Consider the following 21,205-nt stretch of genomic DNA (forward strand, 5'->3'; position numbering starts at 1 on the left):
AAAGGGGACGGGGGGAAGATTCGAAGGAAAGTGGTGAAATGTCTGCTTTGTCCTTCTGCTAAAAGACTGACTTCCGGACTTCACGACGCTGTCCGCCGACTGTCACAGGCGCGTGACAGGCCCCCCGGCCGTCGCGGTCCGGCGCAGGACCAGGCAGAGGAAGCCGAAGCTGTCCCGATAGGTGTGCAGCCACTCCGTGCGCTGGGTGGTGGCCGTCTCCAGTACCTGTGCGGCGCCCGGATCGTCGGGGTGGTCCAGGGCCCATGCGGCCAGCGAGCCCCAGCAGGCCCACTCGTAGGCGTCCAGCTCACTGCGGGTGCTGATGTGGCCGTGGACGGGGGTCCAGCCGTCGGCGACGACGAGGTCCACCGTGGTCGCCAGGTCGGCGAGGTCGCCGAACATCTCGACGGCCTCGGGTGACGGCGTACGGTCCCAGAACGACTCGCCGATCAGGACGCGGCCGCCGGGAGCCAGGTGCTCGCGGGCCGCCGCGAGGGTGGGGAGCAGACCGCCGAAGGCGTGCGTGGCGCCGACGCTGATCACCAGATCGAACGGATGCGCGGAGACGAAGTCCGCGGCCTCCTGGTGGTGGATGACCAGGCGCTCGTCGACTCCGAGTGCGCTCGCCGTCCCGCGGGCCTGCGTCAGGGCGGCTTCGGAGACGTCGACGCCCTCGGCGTGCAGCTGCGGGCGCGTGGCCAGGGCGCGCAGGAGCCATTCCGCGGTGCCGCATCCGAGGTCGAGGACGCGCTCGTCGCCCCGCGGCAGGCCGCGTTCGAGCAGCAGGCCGACCGATTCGTCGGCGAGCGGAGACTTAATCGGGTGGTCGGCGTGGGCGATCATGGAGATCAGTTCGCGGCTGACCGGCGCGGCGTGCCCCGTGTCGAGGAGCAGCTTCGCGGCCACCGCCGTCCCGTCGGTGCGGATCGTGTCGGCGACGGCGTTCGCCCGTGCTTGTGTCTCGGGGGTCAGGGCCGTCCCGAGTGCGGCGGACAGGGATGCGAAGGTCGGGGTGGGGCCGTCGTGTGCCGCGCCGATGCCCAGGTCGGCGACGCGGGCGGCCCAGTGCGGCTGGTCCACGAACTGGGGTACCACCACCTGGGGTGCGCCGGCTCGGGCGGCGGTGGTCGTGGTGCCCGCGCCGCCGTGGTGGACGACGGCCGCGACCCGGCGGAAGAGGGACTGGTGGTTGACGTCGCCGACGGCGAAGCAGTCGTCCGAGTCGTCGAACAGGCCCAGGTCTGCCCAGCCGCGGGAGACGAGCACGCGGCGGCCCTGCGCGCGGGCCGCCTCGACGGTCGTTTGGGCGATGTCGGTGGCCGCGCTCATGGGCATGCTGCCGAATCCGACGTACACCGGTGGGGTGCCGGCGTCCAGGAACGCCTCCAGGTCGGCGGGCAGGGGGCGCTCGTCGGGCAGGATCCACGCGCCGGTCTGTACGAGGTCGAGGTCGGTCAGGTGCTGCCACGGGCCCAGGACCGGGTCCACCGCCAGCCACGGCTGTTCGGTGAAGACGTGGTCGCGGACGTTGTCCACCGGGGCGAGGCCGATCGCCGTGCGGTGGGCGTTGAGGGGCTGGAGGTAGAGGGCGTTGACCTTCCGGGCGTCCAGGTCCCACAGGGCCTGGTGGTCGGTCGTGTCGGGCGGGGCCGGCGGGCCGGGCCGCGGCGAGGGCCGGTAGTGGGCGGAGGGCATCTCGAACGGGTGGAAGCCCGCGTACACGTAGCGGATGCCCAGTTTCTCGGCCACCGAGCGGGCGCCGGCCGGCATCAGGCCGCTCGCCACCAGTACGTCGCAGTCCTCGGCCGCCCTGGCGACCGTGTCGAAGTGCGCGGCGACGAGCTCGGCCGCGAACGCGGCCGCGTCCGACGGTGGTGCTCCCGTGCGCAGCGCGCGTACGTCGCGGCCGAAGGGCACCAGTTCCGCGCCGACGCCGGCCAGCAGTTCCGCGAACTCCTCGTCCGGTGGTGCGCACACGCGTACCTGCGCGCCGCGTGTGCGCAGCTGTGCCGCGAGTGCTGCCAGCGGCGCGATGTCGCCGCGCGATCCGTATGCCATCAACAGCACGCGCATGTCGTGTTTCTCGTTTCTGTGGTGGTGGGGGTGTGTCAGGGCGTGGTGCCCGGGTTCCAGCGGTCGAGGACGGCGTACTCCGGGATCCACCGGGTGGTGCAGGCGGTGTAGGCGTGTGCGGGCAGTCGGGCGAGGAGTCCGGCCGCTGTCGGTGGGTCGGCGCCGTCCAGCAGCCACGGCAGCAGCAGGGGTGCGTCCCGGTCGATGTGGTGGGCCTGGACCCGGCTGAAGTGGCGCCACTGCTCGGCTGTCAGCTCCCGTTGGACGAGGGGGAGCGCCGTTTCCTCCTCGTGCTCGAGGTGGCCGGCCAGGCCGCGGGTCAGCGCGTCGGCGAGCTGGCCCAACCGCAGCGGGCCGGCACCGGGGTCGGTCAGTACGGCGTCGATGGCGTCGATCACCGGGGTGAGGGCGGCGTGTTCGGCCTCCATGACCTCCAGCAGTGCCAGGTCCTTCGGCCGGCCGGCCAGGTTCTGCCGCAGCGAGGGCCACAGTGCGTCGTCCTGGGCCGTGTGGTGGGCGTGGAGGGCCTTCTTGAAGAGCGTCCAGCCGGTGGCGGTGGCCAGCACCTGCCGCGGGTCACGGTCCACGGCGGTGGTGACCCGGTCCAGGTGGGCCAGTTCGCGGCGCAGGGCGGCGTGTACCGCGTACGTCAGGGTCAGGTCCACGGCGTCGCTCATGGGCCTGCGGATGGGGGGTGTTGCGCGCGTGCCTGCATGCCCCAAACGATCTTGCGGTTCGCACATAAGATCAAGGAACACTTGCGCGGGGTTCGATAACCGCTGGGTTATCGACGGAGGGCCGGGGTCCGGTGGAGCTGCGGGACATCGAGATCTTCCTGGTGCTGGCCGAGGAGCTGCACTTCGGCCGGGCCGCGCAGCGGTTGCACGTCTCCCAGGCGCGCGTGAGCCAGGCCATCAAGAAGCAGGAGCGGCGCATCGGGGCCGAGCTGTTCGCCCGTACCAGCCGCACGGTGCGCCTGACGGAGGTCGGCCGCCAATTCCGCGACGATCTGCAGCCGGTCTACGCGGGCCTGCACGCGTCCCTGGAGCGGGCCCGGTTGGCGACCCGCGGCATCACCGCTCAGCTCCGCGTCAGCCTGATGCCCTTCAACGTCGTGGACCTGCACCCCTATTGGAAGGCGTTCCGGGCGCGGTACCCGCACTGGGGACTCCAGATCCGCCAGGCGACCTTCACCGATGTGTTCGGCCAGCTCCGCAGTGGTGCCATGGACGTCATCGTCGCCTGGCTGCCGGTGGAGGAAGCGGACTTCACCGTCGGGCCGACCCTGTGCACCGATTCGCGGATCCTCGCCGTGGCCGCCGACCACCGGCTCGCGGAACGGGACTCGGTGCCGCTGGAGCTGCTCGCCGACTTCCCGCACGGCACCGCCGACGGCCTGCCGGACTACTGGGAGGACAGCTACCTACCCTTCCACACCCCGCGGGGCCGCTCGATCGAGCGCATCGCGTCCGCGGCGTCGGACAACGCCGATCAACTGATCAACCACGTCGGCATGGGCGAGATCATCCACACCTTCCCCGGTCATGTCACCAGGCACTGGGGCATGCCGAACATCCGTTGGCTTCCCCTCCCCGACATGGCGACGATGCGCTTCGCCCTGGTCTGGCGGACCGAGGCCGAGAACGACCTCGTCCGCGCGCTGGCCGGCACGGTACGAGACCTCGGCGTGTTCCGCTTCTGACGAGGCGGCTCATTCCTCCCGGGCCGCGGTACCCCGGTCCAGTGCCGCCGAGACCGCGGCCACGAGCCTGTCCCCCGCGCGGTCGACGCTGGCGTTCTGCGCGCTGATCTGGGCGCCTTCCAGGAGGAAGGTGATCTCCGCGGAGAGGTCGTCGGGCGTGTGCGCGCCGGCCCGTTCGCACATGGCCGTGAGGCGGCGCCGCTGATCGGCCTTGTGGTTCTCGATGAGCCGGCGGGCCGGATGGCCGGGGTCGCCCAGGCCTGCGATGGAGTTCACGAACGGGCAGCCGCGTCGGACGATGTCCGGCAGCCCTTCGGCGACGAACCGCGCCACGCCCAGTACCTGGGCCCGGCCGTCGTCCGGATGCTCGGCTTCCACCTGGTCGAAGGCGGTCGCGTATCCCGCCGCGACGATCCGCAGCCACTCCTCGATCAGCGCGTCCTTGGTGGCGAAGTGCCGGTAGAGGGCCATCTTCGTGGTCTTCGCCCGCTCGGCGATGGCCTGGACCCCGACGGCTCTGACGCCCTCGCGGAGGAAGAGCTCCTCGGCCGCGTCGAGGATGCGCTCGCGCGGGGGGAGGCGGGCGACTCTCGAGTCCCGGCCCGGCCTCGGGGGGCTGCTCGTCATGGTGCGCCTCGCTTCGATCGCGTTGACCGGTCTCTCGCGGGCCATGTTACGTTACCGACCACCCCCGGACGATACCGATCGGTATCACACGGGACCGATCGGGATGCAGGTGGAACGCAGTGGAGCTGCACGAATACACCCGGTACGACGCCGTGGGACTGGCCGGGCTCGTGGCCCGGGGGGAGGTGAGCGCGGCGGAGCTCACGGGCGCGGCCCAGGCCGCGATGGCGGCCGTGAACCCGCGGATCAACGCCGTCGTGGAGAGCTGGCCCGCCGAGGACACCCCGGTCCCGGGCAGCACCCCGCTCGCGGGCGTGCCGTTCCTCATCAAGGACCTGGCCGTGTCCATGGCCGGCAAGCGCGTGGAGTCGGGCAGCCGTCTCGCCGCCGGCAACGTGGCGGGCGAGGACTCCTTCCTGATGCGGCGCTTCCGCCGGGCCGGTCTGGTGACGCTGGGCCGCACGGCCACCCCCGAGTTCGCCTACAGCACCACCACGGAGCCGGTCCTGTACGGCGCCACGCGCAACCCCTGGGATCCCACCCGGACACCGGGCGGCTCCAGTGGCGGGTCGGCCGCGGCCGTCGCCGCCGGCATCACTCCCCTCGCGCACGCCACCGACGCGGCCGGATCGATCCGGGTGCCGGCCGCCAGTACCGGGCTGTTCGGGCTCAAGCCCACCCGCGGCCGCGTCTCCCTGGGCCCGGACGCCGACGAGGTCTTCAACGGCCTCGCGGTGCACGGCGGGCTCAGCCGCACCGTGCGGGACAGCGCGGCCCTGCTCGACCTGATCCAGGGCCCGGAGACCGGCGATCCCTACTTCGCCGAGCGCCCCCGGCGCCCGTACAGCGAGGAGATCACCAGGGAACCCGGCCGCCTGCGCGTCGGCCTGCTCACCACCCCCTGGAGCGGGCGCGCCGTGGAGCCGGCCGTCGGCGAGGCCGCCCTGGCCGCCGCCCGGCTCCTGGAATCACTCGGCCACCACGTCGAGGTCACCACCGTGGACCTCGGCGTGAGCTGGGAGGAGTTCGTCCTCGCCAACGCCCGCCTGTGGTCCGCGAACCTGGTGCGGTGGATCGACGGCTTCGCCGGGGCGTCCGGTCGGCCCGTGGACGAGTCCACCGTCGAGCCCGAGATGCTCGCGAGCTACGCGTGGGGACTCAAGGTGAGCGGCGCGCAGTTCGTGGACGCCCTCGACGTGCGCAACCGGGTCGCCCGCTCGGTCGGCGTCCACTTCGAGGCCCGGGACGTGCTGCTGACGCCCACGCTCCCCGAGATACCGGTGCCCCTGGGCACCTACGGCCGGGGCGCGGAGGGTGCCGACGGGCTGGGCCGGCTGGAGCACCTGTTCCACCGCTCGCCGTTCACCGCCGCCTTCAACGTCGCCGGCACGCCCGCGATGTCGGTGCCGCTCGCGTCCGACCCGGCCACCGGCATGCCGATCGGCGTCCAGTTCGCCGCGGGGTACGGACGCGAGGACCTGCTGTTCCGGCTCGCCGCGCAGTTGGAGAAGGCCGCGCCCTGGGCGGAGCGCAAGCCCGCCGTGTGGGCGGGGCGGTGAGCGTCCCGGTCCGCGGGGTCAGGCCGCGGCCCAGCGCTGCGTGATCAGTGCGGCCTGCTCCTGCAGTGCCGCGATCAGTTCCTGGGCGGCGCCGGCCGAGGTGGATCGCAGTAAGGCGACGCTGATCTCGCGGGCGAGGTCGGGGTGGGCCAGGGGGCGTACCGCCAGGTCGGGCCGGGGGTGGCCGAGGGCGAGCCGGGGGACGAGGGCCACGCCCGTGCCCGCCGCCACGAGGCCCTGGACGACCGCGTAGTCGTCGGTGCGCATCACGTGCAGGGGCTCGTACCCCTCCTGGGCGCACGCCCAGGCGAGCACGCGGTCGCAGGGGTCGTGGGGGTCGGCGGCGCCCACCCATGCGGTGTCCCGCAGTGCGGCGAGGGGGACCCGGTCCAGTGATGCGCACGGGTGGTCCTCCGGCATGACCAGGAGGAGGGGATCGTCCAGCAGCGGGTGGACCTCGAAGTCCTCTTCGAGGTCGAGGCGGTCGCCGGGCTGGGAGAAGACGAGGGCGGCATCGAGCTCCCTGGCCCGCAACCCGCGCAGCAGCAGCGGAAGTTCGCCTTCGGTGAGCGAGATGTGCACCCCTTGGCGGTGCAGGCGCCTGACCGCGGGCGCCAGCAGCAGGGCGCCCGCGGTGGGGAACGTGCCGATGTGCAGGGTGCGGGTGCCGCGCTCGGCGAGGCCGCGCACCTCCAGCTCGGCCTGGCGCAGTCGCTCGAGCACGGCCTCGGCGTGCGGCAGCAGGGCTTCGCCGAGTTCGGTCAGGGTGGCGCCGCGCGGTCCGCGCTGGACGAGCCGGGCGTCGAAGTGGGCTTCCAGGGAGGCGAGATGGTGGGTGATCGTGGGCTGGCTGTAGTGCAGTGCGCGGCCGGCGGCGGCGAGTGAACCCTCCTGCGCGATGGAGCGCAGTACCTGGAGATGCCTGACGTCGAGCATATAGACATCCTATGGAGGGGCAACGAAAACTCCACTCTTCTTCGATGACTCGCGGGCTGTCACGCTCCCCGGGTGAACACGAGAACCACCGATCAGCGCTCCCCCTCCCCCACCGGTCCCGGTCCCGGTCCCGGCGCAGGCCAGCTGTGTGCCCCGTACGCCGAGGCGGTGCTGGCCCATGCCGGACGGGACTGGCTGAGGCTGAACGTCCCCGGCCACGCCGCGGCCCCCGGCTCGGACCTCGCCGGTTTCTTCGGGCCGCGGATCACGGCCCTGGACTTCCCGCCGCTGCTCGACGGCATCGACCTCGGCCCGGACACTCCGCTGGACCGGGCCCTGGAGCTGGCGGCCGAGGCCTGGGGCGCGCGGCGCACGTGGTTCCTGACGAACGGCGCCTCGCAGGGCAATCAGATCGCCTCGATGGTCGCCCCCGCGCTGGGGCGCACGCTCGTCGTGCAGCGCAGTGTGCACTCCAGCGTGATCGACGGGCTGGTGCTGTCGGGCATGGACGCCGTCTTCGTCCAGCCGTCCGTCGACCCCGGGCAGGGCATCGCCCACGGGGTGACCGCCGCGGACGTGGCGGCGGCGCTCGAGCGGACGCCGGACGCGGCCGCCGTGTACATCGTCTCCCCGAGCTACTTCGGGGCAGTCGCCGACGTGCGCGCCATCGCGGACGCCGCCCATGCCGCGGGAGTCCCGTTGATCGTCGACGAGGCGTGGGGAGCGCACTTCGGTTTCCATCCCGGGCTTCCCGCGCGTGCGCTGTCCCTGGGCGCGGACCTGGCGACCTCCAGTACGCACAAGCTGGCGGGCAGCCTGACGCAGTCGGCGATGCTCCACCTGGCGGAGGGTCCCTTCGCGGACCGGCTCGAGCCGCTGGTGGACCGGGCGTTCCGGCTCGTGCAGTCCACCAGTGCGAGTGCCCTGCTGACGGCGTCGCTGGATCTCGCCCGCAGGGCTCTGGTCACCGGTGCGGACGCGACGGGCCGCTCCGTCGGGGCCGCGGACACGGTGCGGGGCGTCGTCCGCGCGCTGGGCCGCTTCACGGTGGTGAGCGACGGGTTCCGCGCCTTCCCGGACATCGTCGGCGCCGATCCGCTGCGGATCGCGATCGACACCCGCGCCGGCGGGATCACGGGCCACGAAGCCAGGCGACGGCTCTTCCGGGACCACCAGATCATGGTCGAGGTGGCGACCGACGCGGCGATCGTCGCCGTGATCGGTGCTGGGTCCGCCCCCGACACCGACAGGTTCGTCGAAGCGCTGCACACCCTGCCCGCCCCGCTGACCGGCTCGGCGGGCGTCGCCCGGGGCATGCTGCGGCTGCCGGACCCCGGTCCCACGAAACTCACCGCCCGCGAGGCGTTCCTGGCGCCCGCCCGGGTCGTGGCCGCGGAGGAGGCCGTCGGGCTGATCTCGGCGGACACGCTGGCCGCGTACCCGCCGGGGATCCCCAACGTCCTGCCGGGCGAGGTCGTCACCGCCGAGGTCGTCCGGTTCCTCCAGCGGACCGCGACCGCGCCGAACGGCCACGTCCGGGGCGCGCTCGACCCGGGCGTGACGCGCCTGCGCGTCGTCGCCTGACACACCGGGCCGGTCCGGCGTTCGGCCCGGCGCCCCGCGCCCGCTTTCCCGCGCGCCCCTTTCCCGCGCGCCCCTTTCCCGCGCGCCTTTCCCCGCGCCCTTTTTCCCCGCACACCGTCCCCGAGAGAGAGCACAGCCATGGCCGCACGCACCACGACCCGACGGACGCTCGCCGCCGTCCTCGCCGCAACCACCGCCGCCCTGCTGCTGGGTGCCTGCGGCGACCAGACCGAGGCGGGCCGCAGCCCCGGCGCCGACGGAGCCGGCGCCGCGAAGAGCGACGCTCCCCTGTTCGCCCAGCTGCCCGCGGACATCCGGGCAGCCGGTGTCATCAAGGTCGGCACGGACGCCACGTATGCCCCGATGGAGTTCGTCGAGAACGGAAAGATCGTCGGTGTCGACCCGGACGTCGCCGAAGCGCTCGGCAGACACCTGGGCGTGAGGTTCGTCTTCACCAGCGGCACCTTCGACAGCCTCGTCACCTCTCTCAACTCCGGGCGGCAGGACGTCGTGATGTCGTCGATGACCGACACCCTGGCCCGCCAGCAGGGTCTGGACGACAAGGGGCAGAAGACCGGCAACGGCGTCGACTTCGTGGACTACTTCGTCGCGGGCTCCGTCGTGTACGTCCGGAAGGGCAACCCCCAGCAGATCGGCTCCCTCGCCGATCTCTGCGGGAAGAGGACCGCCGTACAGCGGGGCACCACCTTCGAGGAGGTGGCCAAGGCCCGGTCGAAGGAGTGCGAGGCCGCCGGGAAGCCGGCGCTTGCGATCGAGTCCTTCCCGACCGACGCCGAGGCGCAGACGCGCGTCAAGGCGGGCGGCGCCGTCGCCGGGATCAACGACTACCCCGTGGCCGCCTACCTGGCCCTCAAGGCCGACGGCGGAAACGTCTTCGAGGTCGTCGGCGACCAGATCGAGGCGGGGCCCTTCGGGATCGCCGTGGCCAAGGACAACCCCGAACTGCGCGAGGCGCTCAAGGCGGCACTGGCGGCCTGCATCGCCGACGGTTCGTACCGGAAGGCACTCGACAAGTGGGGCGCGGGCACCGGCGCGATCGCCTCGGCGAGCGTCAACGCCGGCTCCTGACCCCACCGGTCCGGGAACCAGCTCCGCCGCCCGGCTGCAGGGTGCTGTGAACGGGGAAGGGGGCACGGACAGAGCGGTCCGTGCCCCTTTCGGCCTTTCCCCTGCGCGCGACGTAGGGTCCTGGATCGAGCTGCCGCCCGTCGGTGCGCCCGGACCGGCGCGGGTGGCGGCCTGCAACTGTGCCGACCCGCAGCTGCTGGAGGTGACGGGGAAGCGCGCCGACTGAACCCCTGGGGGTCGTCAGGGGGTGGGGGGTGGGGGGGCCGGGTTTTCGCGGTCGTTCGTCGGTTTGCCGGGGGGGTCGTCCTGGGACGGGCCGATGCGGATCTCGAACGCGCCGGCGTACTTCTCGTGGCCCGCGATCACGGCTTCCTCCACCGCCTCCTCGGCGAGTTCGGTGCGGACGATCAGCGGGTCCTGGCGGAGGTCCCGCAGGAGGGCCCAGCACATGCCGATCATCACCAGGACGAACGGGGCCGCGACGAGGATCGTCAGGTGTTGCAGGCCCGCGAGGGCGTCGCCCTTGCCCTCGCCGACGAGCAGCATCACGGCCGCCACGCCACCGGTCACCACACCCCAGAAGACGACGATGAACCGGGCCGGTTCGAAGGTGCCCCTCTGGGAGAGGGTGCCCATCACGATCGACGCCGCGTCGGCGCCGGAGACGAAGAAGATGCCGACCAGGACCATCACGAGCAGGCTCATCACGCCGGCGATCGGGAACTCCTGGAGCACGCCGAACAGCTGCGCCTCGGGCGTGGTCGCGCCGCCGAGGTGTCCCTGCTCCTTCAGGCGCATGGCCGTACCGCCGAAGATGGCGAACCAGACCAGGCTCACGGTGCTGGGCACCAGGATGACGCCGCCGACGAACTGACGGATCGTACGGCCCCGGCTGATGCGGGCGATGAACATGCCGACGAACGGCGTCCAGGAGATCCACCAGGCCCAGTAGAAGACCGTCCAGCTGCTCAGCCAGTCGGCGACGTCACCGCCGCCGGTGGACGCCTCGGTGCGGCCGACCAGCTGGGGCAGCTCCTCGAAGTAGGCGGCGAGGGAGGTGGGGATCAGGTCGAGGACCAGGATGGTGGGGCCGACGACGAACACGAAGGCCGCGAGGATGAGGGCCAGCACCATGTTGATGTTGGAGAGCCACTGGATGCCCTTCTCCACGCCGGAGACGGCGGAGAAGACGAAGCAGACGGTCAGCACCCCGATGATGGCGACGAGCAGCCCCGTCCCGGCCTTGCCCAGCCAGCCCACCTCTTGCATGCCGCTGCCGATCTGGAGCGCGCCGAGTCCCAGGGACGTCGCGGAGCCGAACAGCGTGGCGAAGATCGCCAGGATGTCGATCACCCGGCCGGGTGCGCCTTCGGCGCGCTTCTTGCCGAGGAGCGGGACGAAGACGGCGCTGATGGTCTGCCGCCTGCGGCGCCGGAAGGTGCTGTACGCGATGGCCAGGCCGACCACGGCGTAGATGGCCCACGGGTGCAGCGTCCAGTGGAAGAGCGTGGTGGCGAGCGCCGTCTGCATGGCGTCGGCCGAGTCGGCGGGGTCGGTGCCGGGCGGCGGGGTGGTGAAGTGCGCGAGGGGTTCGCTGACGCCGTAGAACATCAGGCCGATGCCCATGCCGGCGCTGAACATCATGGCGACCCAGGAGACGGTGCTGAACTCCGGCTTCTCGTGCTCCTGTCCCAGTTCGATGCGTCCGTACCGGCTGATGGCGAGCCAGAGCGCGAAGACGACGAACCCCGAGGCGGCCAGGACGAACGCCCAGCCGCCGTTGTGCATCAGGCCGTTCAGCAAGGTGTCGGAGACGCTCTCCAGCGAGCTGGTGGCCGTCACGCCCCAGATCACGAAGCCCAGGGTCAGCACGGCCGTCACGCCGAAGACCACCTTGTCGGTGACGGGTGCCTTGTCCTCGTGGGGGTGGCCGCCGGGCAGAGCCGCCTTCACCGGCAGCCGCAGCCTCTGCCTGCGTTTACGTTGCTCCTGGGACACAGGCGTCACCCTTTCGCGATCACGGCCGATGGCTTCGGATATCCCGTACCACGGCGTGCACGCCTGTCCCGGCATCAACAGGCGTCGTTCGGGTGGCCCTGTGCGGGCGATGGGCCGCACGGGTGTCGAGGAGCGGCGCCTGCGGTTCCCGTGTCGCTGCCAGGGTGAGCTGTCGGGGTGAGCTGTCGGGGTGAGCTGTCGGGGTTATCTTCCGGCCAGGCCCGCGTTGGCCCCGTCGCGCAGGTCCGTGAACCCCTGTGCGATGACGGCGGCCGGCTCCAGGCACGCCGTGCGGGTGTCCGCTGCCGTCGGCTCGGTGGCGCAGCCCAGGGTTTGGTAGGTGCGGACCGCGGCTTGGAGTTTGCGGGCGACGGAATCGAGCGTCGCGAATCCCTGCCGTCCGTCGATCTCGGTCAGGGCCAGGCCGGCGGCGTCGGATGTGGCGTCGGCTGCTGCCTTGCACGGTGCGGTGAACATCCGGGGCGAGGACGTCGAGCAGGGGGAGTTCACGCCCGAACCGAACTTCCGTTCATCCGCCGAGATGCGCTTCTCGACGGCGAGCTTCACCTTCTCGGCGGCCTCCGCCTTCACCGAGACCGGCTCCGCCGACGGCGCGGAGGAGGAGGCAGCGGAGGCGGCCGGGGGGCGGTCCGAGGGCTTCGCGCCTCCGGAGTCGCTGCATCCCGTGACGAGCAGCCCCGACATGCCCAACACGGCGGCTGCTCTCAGCGCTTGCCACTTCATCTTTCGCTCCCCCTGTGAACTGTGGCGTCACCCTACCCGAGGGGTCGGTACAAGATCGGGAAGCGTCCGGGAGCGGGTACGCAGGCCTACGCCCGGCCCCGGCGATGCAGGGCGTGCAGGGCGAGGGCTGCGGTGGCGGTGGCGGTGGCGGTGGCCGCGGTGAGGATGCCCGCCGTCATGAATCCGTCGCGTGAGCGCCAGGAGAGCACCGACCAGCTGGACTGTGCGGAGAGCACCGAGCCGGTGCTGAGCCAGGAGCCGGCGGAGAGCAGGGAGAGGGAGGAGCCGATGGAAGCGGCGGAGAGGGCCGAGCCCACCGAGCCGACCGACAGCACCGAGCCGACGGATCCGATCGACAGCACGGAACCCACCGACCCGATGGACAGGATCGAGTCCTTGGACCAGAGGGAGAGGGCGGACCTGTCCTTGTGGCACCACGGGTTCGCCGACGCGTGCGGTTTGGTCACGGGATTCAGTGTGTCACGCGAGCGGTTCTCCGCACGTGCTGCCGCCGGGTGCGGCAGCACGGCGGGTGGCGTGTCGTCGGGTCAGATGACGCCCTGCGCCAGCATCGCGTCCGCGACCCGCTCGAAGCCGGCGATGTTCGCGCCGGTGACGTAGTCGCCCGGGGCTCCGTACCGTTCGGCGGTCTCGTGGGCGACGGCGTGGATGGAGTGCATGATGGCGGCGAGCTCGTCCTCCACCCGCTGCGCGCTCCAGGCCACCCGGCCGGCGTTCTGGCTCATCTCGAGGGCGCTGACCGCGACCCCGCCCGCGTTGGCGGCCTTGCCGGGCCCGAACGCGACTCCGGCGTCCTGCAGGATCCGTACGGCCTCGGGGGTGGTGGGCATGTTGGCGCCCTCGGAGACCGCCTTGACGCCGTTCGCGACGAGCGTGCGGGCGTCCTGGGCGTCGAGTTCGTTCTGTGTCGCGGAGGGGAAGGCCACGTCCGCGGGGACCTCCCAGACGCGGCCGCCGGGCACGTAGCGTGCCGAGGACCCGCGCCGCTCCGCGTACTCGCTGACGCGGCCGCGCTCGACTTCCTTGATCTGCTGGAGCAGCGGGAGGTCGATGCCCTTGTCGTCGACGACGTAGCCCTGGGAGTCGGAGCAGGTCAGCGGGTTCGCGCCGAGCTGCTGGAGCTTCTCGATCGTGTAGAGGGCGACGTTTCCGGAGCCGGAGACCACCGCGGTCAGGCCGTCCAGGGACGCGCCGCGGACGTGCAGCATTTCGGCGGCGAACAGGACGCTGCCGTAGCCGGTGGCCTGGGGGCGGATCGCGGAGCCGCCCCAGCCCTGGCCCTTGCCGGTCAGGACGCCGGCCTCCCAGCGGTTGGTGATGCGCCGGTACTGGCCGAAGAGGTAGCCGATCTCGCGGCCGCCGACACCGATGTCGCCGGCGGGCACGTCGGTGTGCTCGCCGATGTGGCGGTGCAGCTCGGTCATGAAGGACTGGCAGAACCGCATGACCTCGGCGTCCGACCTGCCGTGCGGGTCGAAGTCGCTGCCGCCCTTGCCGCCGCCGATCCCGAGGCCGGTCAGCGCGTTCTTGAAGATCTGCTCGAAGCCGAGGAACTTCACCACGCCGATGTCCACGGACGGGTGGAAGCGCAGGCCGCCCTTGTACGGGCCGAGCGCGCTGTTGAACTCGACGCGGTAGCCGCGGTTGACGTGGACCCGGCCGCGGTCGTCCTGCCACGGGACACGGAAGAGGATCTGCCGCTCGGGCTCGGTGAGCCGCTCGACCAGGGCCACGGCCGGGTCGGCGTACTCGGGCCGGGCGGTGAAGACGGGGGCCAGGGTCTCGAGGACCTCCCGTACCGCCTGGTGGAACTCGGGCTGTGCGGGGTTGCGGCGCTCGATCTCGGCCCGCAGTGCTTCCAGCCTGTCCTTCGGGTCCTTCACGTGTGTCCCTCCAGGGAGTGCGCGGTGCGCGGACGACGGCAGGTGCATGATGCCCACAGGGCCGTGAGTTCCGGTCGATTTCGGGTGCAGCACGCCCCGAACGCGCACTTTCGGAAAAGTTTTTCCGGAAGACGGCCCCTGTCCGGAGGCTATCGCGCACGGCGCTGCTCTGGGGAAAGCTTCTGTCCCGCGGACAAAAACGTCCCCCCGGCGCGGGTGCCCGTGCAGGCTGCCGTGAGCACTCAGGCGTCGGTCAGTCGTCGCTCAGTCGTCGCTTGTGACGCCGCGGTCGGGTGCGCTCATGTCCCCCGTGGCGGGGATGCCGTCGGCGAGCCCGTAGCGCAGGTAGACGGTGCCCTTCGGGCCGGCCGCCGGGGGTGCGAGGAGCGTGAGGCTGGTGGGCACCGCGCCGCCGTCGAACACCTTCTTCCCGACGCCGAGCACGATCGGGTGCACCCAGAGGTCGAGACGGTCGAAGAGCTTCTCGCGCAGGAGGGTCTGCACGAGGTCCAGGCTCCCGACGACCTTCACGTGTGCGTGCCGGTCGCGGATCTCGCGCACCGCGGCGGCGAGGTCCGGGCCGAGCCGGGTGGATCCGGCCCACGGGAGGTCGGGCGTGCCGCGGGAGGCCACGTACTTCGGGACGCTGTTGAAGAGCGCGGCGATCTCGCCGTCCTCGCCGCCCTTCTGGTGGGGCCAGTAGGCGGCGAAGATGTCGTACGTGCGCCGGCCGAGCAGGAGGGCGTCCGTGCCCTCGTACGCGGCGCCGACCTGCGCCCCGGCGACCTCGTCCAGCAGGGGTGCCTGCCAGCCGCCGAACGGGAACCCGGCCGGGTCCTCGTCTGGGCCGCCGGGTGCCTGCCCGACGAGGTCGAGGGTCGCGAACAGCTCGATTTCGATGAGGCCCATGGTGTGCTCCCGGTGCGTCGGTCGTCTCCGTCAAGGGATAGACCGGCGGTGGCCCGCGTACTCATCGCCGCGGCGGGCCCCGGTTTCACCCGCTCGGAGGGTCAGACCGTCCGGCCGAAGTAGGCGGCGAGCCGGTCGAGGGCCGGTGCGTCGTCGGGGGCGGGCCGGGACGGGCCGAACATTGCCGTCCCGGCGCGGATCTCGTCGGGGTGGTTCCCGTACCAGCCCTGCAGGGCGGCCTCGACGGCGTCGGGGTCACCGGTTCGGTCCTGGCCGGTGGCGGTGGCCAGGTCCCAGCCGTGCAGGACGGCCTCCAGGAGGTGGAGATCCGCGATCCGCGGGCCCAGGCCGCCGCCGGGCAGCGGCATCCGCCGGTCCAGGGCTCCCGCGCCCTGCCAGGCGGCCAGGACCTCCTTGGCACCCTGCGCGTACACCTCGCCGGGGTGCCGGTCGCCGATCCGGTCCTGGGCGAAGAGGGAGAAGTCCGGGGCGCCGCCTTGGGCCAGGGTGACGTAGTACGGGTTGCCCGCCACGAGGTGGTCGGCCAGGGCCCGCACGTCGAAGTCCTCGCACGGGGTGGGCCGGCCGTACTGGTCGGGGGTGAGGGTCTCCAGGAGCCCGGTGGTGTGGTTCAGGGCCTTTTCCAGCAGCACGATGTGGGACACGGTTGCGCCTCTCCTCGGGAAGTCCGGGCAGGACGTCCGGACCACTCCAGAGTGACCCTGCTTGCGGACAGTTTCGGTCCGCAATGGAGTGCGGGATCGGCGAGGTACGACGCCCGGCCGCGGAGCGGGGCAGGCGGCCGGCTCCGTCCGCCAGAGCGCTGTGCCCCCTTTGCGCACATATTCTGGGAAGTGTGATCGAGTCTGGACGGCCGCGGCTGCGTCGGCGCTACGGCCGGGGGTGGCTTGTACGGCTGTCGCCGGTCATTCTGACCGTCGTGATCGCCAGCCTGGCCTATGCCACTCCGCGGGAGATGGCCTTCAGCAGGCTCCTGCCCGCGGCGCCGGCCCTGGCCGCCGCCATGTGGCCGGTCCTGCCCACCGTCCTGCTCGGGACGGTCTGCCTCTTCCTGATGATCGGCCTCGGCTTCCTCTTCCCCGACCTGGGCACGTGGTGGACGGCCTCGGGGATCATCGCGGTCACCGTGGCCGCCGCGTACGGAAGCCACGTCCGGCTCCAGCGGGAGCGCACCCTCTTCCAGGTACGGCTCGTCGCCGACGCGGCGCAGCAGGTGGTGCTGAGCCCCATGCCGCACCGCCTCGGGAACGTCGAGATCGAGTCGCTGTACCTCGCGGCCGCGGCGGAGGCCCGGATCGGCGGGGACTTCTACGAGGTGGTCGACACACCGTTCGGGGTGCGGCTGCTCATCGGTGACGTACGGGGCAAGGGCCTGCCGGCGGTGGGGGCGGCCGCGGCGATCGTCAACGCCTTCCGGGAGGCGGCCTACGGCGAGGTCGACATGGTCGACGTCGCGCGCAGGCTGGACGCCAGCAGTACCCGCTACAACGCCGCCTTCGCCCCCGACGGGCCGCTGGAGCGCTTCGCCACGGCCCTGCTCGTCGAGATCCCGCGCGAGGGCGGTCGTCTCCACATCCTCAACTGTGGGCACCCCCCTCCACTGCTCCTGAACCGCGGGAAACTCCGTGTCCTGGAGTCCGACACCCCCTCGCCGCTGCTGAGCCTCGCGGAGCTGATCGGCGATCACTACACCGTCGACACCTTCGATTTCGCCCCCGGGGACCTGCTGCTCCTCTATACCGACGGGATCGCCGAGGCCCGCGCCCGCGACGGCGAGTTCTTCCCGCTGGCGGCGTGGATGGGCCGGCAGCCCCCGACGCCGCCCCGCGAGCTGCTCACGGCTCTTCACGGGGACCTCCTGCGCTACAGCAGAGGGCGCCTCGACGACGACATCGCCGCCCTTGCCGTACGCCTGTGTGATCCCTGAGGGGCACGGTCCCGGTGCGCGGTCACCGCGCCGGGGCGGCCTGTGGGGTGCGGGTGCGCGGGGTCAGGGCCAGTCCGGTGGGGGTGTTGAGGCCGGTGGAGTCCAGGGTGCTCTGGGTGCCGTCGGGGCGGACGCGCAGGACGCGGTTGTTGAAGCCGTCGGCCACGTAGAGGGTGGCGCGGTGGTCGACCGCGAGGCCGAGCGGGCTGCTCAGGCCGGTGGTGGGGACGGTGGTCTGGGTGCCGGTGCCGGCGGCGATCCGCACCACGCGGTTGTTGCCGCTGTCGGAGACGTAGAGGTCTCCCGTGGCGCTGAGGGCCAGTCCGGTGGGCTGTGAGAGGCCGGTGGTGGGGACGGTGGTCTGGCCGGTGCCGTCGGCCGGCACCTTCACCACGCGGTCGTTGACGAAGTCGGAGACGTAGAGGTCTCCGTCGGGTTCCAGGGCCAGGCCCCAGGGGTGCAGCAGGCCGGTGGTGGGGACGGTGGTCTGGCCGGTGCCGTCGGCGGGCACCTTCACCACGCGGTCGTTGAAGCTGTCGGCGATGTAGAGGTCGCCGACGGGGTCGACGGCCAGGCCCAGGGGGCGCGAGAGGCCGTCGGTGGGGACGGTGGACTGGCCGCCTCCGTCCGGGAGCAGCCGCACCACGCGGTTGTTGCCCGTGTCGGCGACGTAGAGGCTGCCCGTACGGTCGAAGGCCAGGCCCGTCGGGCGTACCAGGCCGTCCAGGGGCAGGGGGCTCGGGCCGCCGCCGTCGGGCAGGGTGACCACGCGGTTGTTGCCGTAGTCGGACACGTACAGCGGCGGGGAGGTGTGCGGGCGGGCGGTCTGCGGGCGGGTGTCGTGGGGCGGGGTGGCGCCCGCCGCGTGCGCGGGCAGTGCGCACAGGAGCAGCAGTCCCGTGACGGCGGCGAGGCCGCGGGTCAGCGGGCGGCGGATCCGGCGGGCGGGTGCTGGCGGTTCCTGTCCGTGTGAGTCGGCCGGGACGCGTTCCACGTTGCACCCACCTCTTCGGCGAGGGCTGGCCGTCGGTCGTGCCGGCCCGGTTGCGTCGACCCTAGGCGGCGGCCGCGGGCCGGTCCGGAGCCACGCCATCAACAACAGCGGGGGCCACTCCAATGCGCCGGTGCCCGTCACGTTCACCGGTCGGGGTGGCCCGCGTGTACGGGCCACCCCGCGGGCATCACTTCGACTGGTAGACGCCGAAGACGTCGAGCACCAGGTCGGCGTCCTGGTAGCCCTGGTTCCAGAAGGTGATGACGCCGTGGTCGCCGTCGCTCGCCTGCACCAGGTTCGGGACGGTCTCGCCGGCCGTCCAGTTCAGGGTGGAGGAGCCGGGGCGCGGCGCGGTGGGCGCGGCGGGTGTGCCTTCCGCCGGCAGCGGGTTCGGGCTCGGTGCCACCGAGAGGTATCCGGTGCCGCCGGTCTCGGTGACGGTGGTGTTCAGCACGTAGGCCTCGACACCCGTCGCGGCCTCGGGCGTGAACCCCTGCGTGATGTACTCGCGGGCCCGGAACCGGCCGCCGGGCCAGCCGTAGGCCTCCTCGCGGGTGTCGAGCGTCCGGAAGGGGGTGAAGGGCAGGAAGGCGGCCTTGCTGTCCTTGCTGTAGTAGCCGACGACGTCGACCACCACGTGGGACGGCATCCAGGACCCGTTGAACACCTTGATCGTCCCGTCCGCGGCCACCGGCACGATCACCGCGTTGGCCACCGTCTGGCCGGGCACGAAGTTCAGGTTCGACGCCGTGGGGACCGGCCCGTTGCCGGAGAAGGCGGTCAGGTGGCCCGGCCCCTGGGGTTCGGTCACCGTGACGTTGAGCGCCACGGCGGTGATGCCCTGGGGTACGCCCTGCAGGCCGCCGATCCGGGTGGTGAACGCGCTGCGCGCGGCGAGCTTGCCGCCGGGGGCGCCGAGGCCCTCGCGGGTGTCCACGAACCGGGCGGGTGTCATCGAGGTGTAGCCGCCGGCCGAGGCCCGGGTGAAGTAGCCGGTGACGTCGGCGATCAGGTCGACCGGCTGCGGGCCGCCGTTGTAGAGCTCCACGTACCCGTCCTCGCCGACCGGCACGATCACCAGGTTCGGGACGGAGCGGCCGGCCGTGTAGTTCAGGTTCGAGGTGCCGGGGCGGTCGTAGCCGGCGCCGGGCCAGGCGGTCACGTACCCGCTGTCGACGGTCTCGGTGACGGTGACGTTGAGGGCGACCGCGGTGACGCCGGCCGGGACGGCCGCGTTGCCGGCGATCTTCACCCGGGCGGAGCCCTGTCCGGGGACCTTGGCCGCGGCGGGTGCGCCGGTGCCGTCGCGGGTGTCGAGGAGCCGGGTCGGGGTGTGCGGGGTGAAGTCCGAGCCGGGGGTGAGGAAGGCGCCCCCGTTGGTGGCCTGGACGGCGTTGGCGGTGTCGGTCACCGTCACCTTCACCTGGTACTCGCCGGACTTGTCGTACGTGTGCGAGTGGTGCAGCTCGGTGGTGCCCTGGGCGGTGACCGTGTCGGTCTTCCCGTCGCCCCAGTCGATGACGACGCCGAGCGCGAAGTCGGCGCTGGTGATCAGGGTGGTGAGCTCGATGCCGTGCGCGGTGTAGCTGGTGCCGCTGACGTCGACCGCGAGAGCCGGGTTGGCGCCCGCGTCCGCCGCGGCCACTGCGGCCTGCGTACTCGGGGCGCTCTGCGGTGCGGCGGTCTTGGCGTTCGCCTTGCCGTTCGCCGCGGCGGCGCCGGGCAGGGTGGTACGGATCGTGCGGTCGGCCGGGCTGTGGAAGCCCTCGGAGGTGGCTGCCTTGGCTATCGCCTCGGCCACGCCGGCCGCGACGGGTACGGGATCCGCCGCCTGCGCGGTGCCCGGGATGATGCCGAGACCGGCTGCCACGAGGGCAGCGGTCATTACGAGTCGGTGGTTGCGCACCGGCCCCCCAGTTGTGGTGATGAGCGAGAAGAGGGGCCAACGTATGTAAGGTTCCGGCCAAGGGTCACGGAATCCTGGCGGGATTCACTCCATAGGGGCCAAGGCTTTACCGGCTGTGCGGTTTGTGATCGACAGGAGGCCGCCGCGCCGGCGGCCCGCGGGGTGGGCGGTCACAGCCCGGGCGGACCCGCGTGCACCGAGGTGTCGGCGTGCCGGAGTTCGGCGAGCAACTCGCTCTGCCCGGCCAGCAGTTCGGTGAGGATGCGCCGTGCGGCCCGCAGGAGTTCCGCGACGTCGCCGCCGGCGAGGGCGTAGCTGACGGTGGAGCCGTCCCGTATCGAGACCACGATGCCGGACCGGCGCAGTACCGCGAGCTGCTGGGAGAGGTTGGACGGTTCGATCTCGATCTCGTTCAGCAGTTCGCGTACGGGTACGGGGCCGTTCTGGAGCAGTTCCAGTACGCGGATGCGGACGGGGTGCCCGAGCATGCGGAAGAACTCCGCCTTGGCCTGGTACAGCGGCACCTGCATGCGACAACACTCCCACCCGGGTTCGACTTTCACGAGCTGGCGGCCGGACCTGCCGGATCCTCGGTGCCCGGCTCGATCCATCCTCCCGCCCCCTGGCTCCGGTCCACCCGTCGCTGATCACATTCAGATGTGCCGAGTTGAAGACTCTTTCAACTCGTGGGCATGCGGAGCCGGGAAGCAGGCGACGGTTACATCTCCAGTTCCGCCTCGATGCGCTTGAGCTGGTGCCTGGCCATGGCCAGGTTCGCCCTGCCCTTGTCCAGGACGATGTAGAGGAACAGGCCGTTGCCGCCGCGGCCCTTGATCAGCCGGATGAGGTGGTACTGGCTGCCGAGGGTGATCAGCACGTCCTCGATGTCCTCCTCGATGCCCAGCATCTCCATGGTGCGGAGCTTGGCCCGGATCACATCGGTGTTCCCGGCCGCGGCCACCGTGAGATCGAGGTCCTTGCCTCCGCCCAGCGTTCCGAGGGCCATGCCGCTCGTGTAGTCGACCAGTGCGGCCCCCACGCTCCCCTCGATCGAGGTCATCGCTTCCTTCAGAGACGTCTCGACACTCACCATCAGTACTCGCTCCCTCGGTTCTTGACGGCCCCGGCCGGCTTCGACTGCTCCGGCCGGGTGGTGACGGCCGACGCTACCGACTGGCCACCGGGAGGGCGGGGAAGATCCGATATTCGGCGGGAAACGATCGCCCGCCGTG

Annotated in this window: 19 protein-coding genes and 1 pseudogene; 5 read left to right on the top strand and 15 right to left on the bottom strand. The window is 72.0% G+C overall.

Annotation, left to right across the window (positions count from 1 at the left end; all coding sequences use genetic code 11):
- Window positions 1-102: 102 nt before the first annotated feature.
- The 3 genes and pseudogenes from ACFYZ4_RS32870 to ACFYZ4_RS32880 form a co-directional block, all read right to left on the bottom strand.
- Entirely contained in the window at window positions 103-843 is a 741-nt protein-coding gene (locus ACFYZ4_RS32870; RefSeq protein WP_390785649.1) for an SAM-dependent methyltransferase, read from the bottom strand.
- Between the two features lie 39 nt (window positions 844-882).
- Window positions 883-2,073: pseudogene (locus ACFYZ4_RS32875) on the bottom strand (glycosyltransferase); the annotation flags it as partial.
- Window positions 2,074-2,108: 35 nt separating this feature from the next.
- Window positions 2,109-2,750, bottom strand: a complete 642-nt coding sequence (locus tag ACFYZ4_RS32880) for a hemerythrin domain-containing protein (RefSeq protein ID WP_390785601.1) — start codon at window positions 2,748-2,750, stop codon at window positions 2,109-2,111.
- 131 nt (window positions 2,751-2,881) lie between these two features.
- Between ACFYZ4_RS32880 and ACFYZ4_RS32885 the strand changes: the two genes are divergently transcribed.
- A complete protein-coding gene (locus ACFYZ4_RS32885) occupies window positions 2,882-3,775 on the top strand; it encodes a LysR family transcriptional regulator (protein ID WP_390785602.1) in 894 nt (297 codons plus the stop codon).
- Between the two features lie 9 nt (window positions 3,776-3,784).
- Here the strand turns inward: ACFYZ4_RS32885 and ACFYZ4_RS32890 are convergent, their stop codons facing one another.
- A complete protein-coding gene (locus ACFYZ4_RS32890) occupies window positions 3,785-4,402 on the bottom strand; it encodes a TetR/AcrR family transcriptional regulator (protein ID WP_390785603.1) in 618 nt (205 codons plus the stop codon).
- A 119-nt stretch (window positions 4,403-4,521) separates the two neighbouring features.
- Here ACFYZ4_RS32890 and ACFYZ4_RS32895 point away from each other — a divergent pair, with 119 nt between their 5' ends.
- Complete coding sequence (locus ACFYZ4_RS32895; protein WP_390785604.1) at window positions 4,522-5,961, top strand: amidase; 1,440 nt, start codon at window positions 4,522-4,524, stop codon at window positions 5,959-5,961.
- Window positions 5,962-5,979: 18 nt separating this feature from the next.
- Here the strand turns inward: ACFYZ4_RS32895 and ACFYZ4_RS32900 are convergent, their stop codons facing one another.
- A complete protein-coding gene (locus ACFYZ4_RS32900) occupies window positions 5,980-6,897 on the bottom strand; it encodes a LysR substrate-binding domain-containing protein (RefSeq protein WP_351288616.1) in 918 nt (305 codons plus the stop codon).
- A 72-nt stretch (window positions 6,898-6,969) separates the two neighbouring features.
- Between ACFYZ4_RS32900 and ACFYZ4_RS32905 the strand changes: the two genes are divergently transcribed.
- Together ACFYZ4_RS32905 and ACFYZ4_RS32910 are read left to right on the top strand one after the other, a co-directional pair.
- A complete protein-coding gene (locus ACFYZ4_RS32905) occupies window positions 6,970-8,481 on the top strand; it encodes an aminotransferase class I/II-fold pyridoxal phosphate-dependent enzyme (protein ID WP_390785605.1) in 1,512 nt (503 codons plus the stop codon).
- Window positions 8,482-8,619: 138 nt separating this feature from the next.
- Window positions 8,620-9,570 (top strand): ABC transporter substrate-binding protein, encoded by a 951-nt coding sequence (locus tag ACFYZ4_RS32910; protein ID WP_390785606.1) that lies wholly within the window; start codon window positions 8,620-8,622, stop codon window positions 9,568-9,570.
- 240 nt (window positions 9,571-9,810) lie between these two features.
- Here the strand turns inward: ACFYZ4_RS32910 and ACFYZ4_RS32915 are convergent, their stop codons facing one another.
- The 6 genes from ACFYZ4_RS32915 to ACFYZ4_RS32940 form a co-directional block, all read right to left on the bottom strand.
- On the bottom strand, window positions 9,811-11,529 hold the full coding sequence (locus ACFYZ4_RS32915; RefSeq protein WP_390785650.1) for a BCCT family transporter: 1,719 nt from the start codon (window positions 11,527-11,529) through the stop codon (window positions 9,811-9,813).
- 243 nt (window positions 11,530-11,772) lie between these two features.
- Complete coding sequence (locus ACFYZ4_RS32920) at window positions 11,773-12,312, bottom strand: hypothetical protein (RefSeq protein WP_390785607.1); 540 nt, start codon at window positions 12,310-12,312, stop codon at window positions 11,773-11,775.
- 86 nt (window positions 12,313-12,398) lie between these two features.
- Window positions 12,399-12,779, bottom strand: coding sequence for a hypothetical protein (locus tag ACFYZ4_RS32925; protein ID WP_390785608.1), 381 nt, complete (start codon window positions 12,777-12,779; stop codon window positions 12,399-12,401).
- A gap of 81 nt (window positions 12,780-12,860) precedes the next feature.
- A complete protein-coding gene (gene gdhA, locus ACFYZ4_RS32930; RefSeq protein WP_390785609.1) occupies window positions 12,861-14,216 on the bottom strand; it encodes an NADP-specific glutamate dehydrogenase in 1,356 nt (451 codons plus the stop codon).
- Between the two features lie 264 nt (window positions 14,217-14,480).
- A complete protein-coding gene (locus ACFYZ4_RS32935) occupies window positions 14,481-15,125 on the bottom strand; it encodes a dihydrofolate reductase family protein (RefSeq protein WP_351288604.1) in 645 nt (214 codons plus the stop codon).
- 101 nt (window positions 15,126-15,226) lie between these two features.
- A complete protein-coding gene (locus tag ACFYZ4_RS32940) occupies window positions 15,227-15,790 on the bottom strand; it encodes a TIGR03086 family metal-binding protein (RefSeq protein WP_351288602.1) in 564 nt (187 codons plus the stop codon).
- A gap of 311 nt (window positions 15,791-16,101) precedes the next feature.
- On the opposite strand from ACFYZ4_RS32940, the gene ACFYZ4_RS32945 reads away from it, so the two are divergent.
- Window positions 16,102-17,073 (top strand): PP2C family protein-serine/threonine phosphatase, encoded by a 972-nt coding sequence (locus tag ACFYZ4_RS32945; protein WP_351288633.1) that lies wholly within the window; start codon window positions 16,102-16,104, stop codon window positions 17,071-17,073.
- A gap of 22 nt (window positions 17,074-17,095) precedes the next feature.
- Here the strand turns inward: ACFYZ4_RS32945 and ACFYZ4_RS32950 are convergent, their stop codons facing one another.
- The 4 genes from ACFYZ4_RS32950 to ACFYZ4_RS32965 form a co-directional block, all read right to left on the bottom strand.
- The gene (locus tag ACFYZ4_RS32950; protein WP_351288600.1) at window positions 17,096-18,067 is read right to left on the bottom strand and encodes an NHL repeat-containing protein; all 972 of its coding nucleotides are present in this window, start codon (window positions 18,065-18,067) and stop codon (window positions 17,096-17,098) included.
- Between the two features lie 187 nt (window positions 18,068-18,254).
- Entirely contained in the window at window positions 18,255-19,952 is a 1,698-nt protein-coding gene (locus ACFYZ4_RS32955) for a PKD domain-containing protein (RefSeq protein WP_390785610.1), read from the bottom strand.
- 191 nt (window positions 19,953-20,143) lie between these two features.
- Window positions 20,144-20,503 carry a metalloregulator ArsR/SmtB family transcription factor gene (locus tag ACFYZ4_RS32960; RefSeq protein WP_351288596.1) on the bottom strand — a complete coding sequence of 120 codons (360 nt, stop codon included), beginning with the start codon at window positions 20,501-20,503 and terminating at the stop codon, window positions 20,144-20,146.
- 188 nt (window positions 20,504-20,691) lie between these two features.
- The gene (locus ACFYZ4_RS32965) at window positions 20,692-21,066 is read right to left on the bottom strand and encodes a hypothetical protein (protein WP_351288594.1); all 375 of its coding nucleotides are present in this window, start codon (window positions 21,064-21,066) and stop codon (window positions 20,692-20,694) included.
- Window positions 21,067-21,205 lie beyond the last annotated feature (139 nt).

This window comes from Streptomyces sp. NPDC001513, assembly GCF_042894695.1.
Classification (GTDB): domain Bacteria; phylum Actinomycetota; class Actinomycetes; order Streptomycetales; family Streptomycetaceae; genus Streptomyces.

What these genes read in the sequence shown, in the direction of transcription:
- ACFYZ4_RS32870 (WP_390785649.1), bottom strand. Translation starts at nt 843, where the DNA reads ATGATCGCCCACGCCGACCACCCGATTAAGTCTCCGCTCGCCGACGAA.
- ACFYZ4_RS32880 (WP_390785601.1), bottom strand. Translation starts at nt 2,750, where the DNA reads ATGAGCGACGCCGTGGACCTGACCCTGACGTACGCGGTACACGCCGCC.
- ACFYZ4_RS32890 (WP_390785603.1), bottom strand. Translation starts at nt 4,402, where the DNA reads ATGACGAGCAGCCCCCCGAGGCCGGGCCGGGACTCGAGAGTCGCCCGC.
- ACFYZ4_RS32900 (WP_351288616.1), bottom strand. Translation starts at nt 6,897, where the DNA reads ATGCTCGACGTCAGGCATCTCCAGGTACTGCGCTCCATCGCGCAGGAG.
- ACFYZ4_RS32910 (WP_390785606.1), top strand. Translation starts at nt 8,620, where the DNA reads ATGGCCGCACGCACCACGACCCGACGGACGCTCGCCGCCGTCCTCGCC.
- ACFYZ4_RS32920 (WP_390785607.1), bottom strand. Translation starts at nt 12,312, where the DNA reads ATGAAGTGGCAAGCGCTGAGAGCAGCCGCCGTGTTGGGCATGTCGGGG.
- ACFYZ4_RS32935 (WP_351288604.1), bottom strand. Translation starts at nt 15,125, where the DNA reads ATGGGCCTCATCGAAATCGAGCTGTTCGCGACCCTCGACCTCGTCGGG.
- ACFYZ4_RS32945 (WP_351288633.1), top strand. Translation starts at nt 16,102, where the DNA reads ATGGCCTTCAGCAGGCTCCTGCCCGCGGCGCCGGCCCTGGCCGCCGCC.
- ACFYZ4_RS32955 (WP_390785610.1), bottom strand. Translation starts at nt 19,952, where the DNA reads ATGACCGCTGCCCTCGTGGCAGCCGGTCTCGGCATCATCCCGGGCACC.
- ACFYZ4_RS32960 (WP_351288596.1), bottom strand. Translation starts at nt 20,503, where the DNA reads ATGCAGGTGCCGCTGTACCAGGCCAAGGCGGAGTTCTTCCGCATGCTC.
- ACFYZ4_RS32965 (WP_351288594.1), bottom strand. Translation starts at nt 21,066, where the DNA reads ATGGTGAGTGTCGAGACGTCTCTGAAGGAAGCGATGACCTCGATCGAG.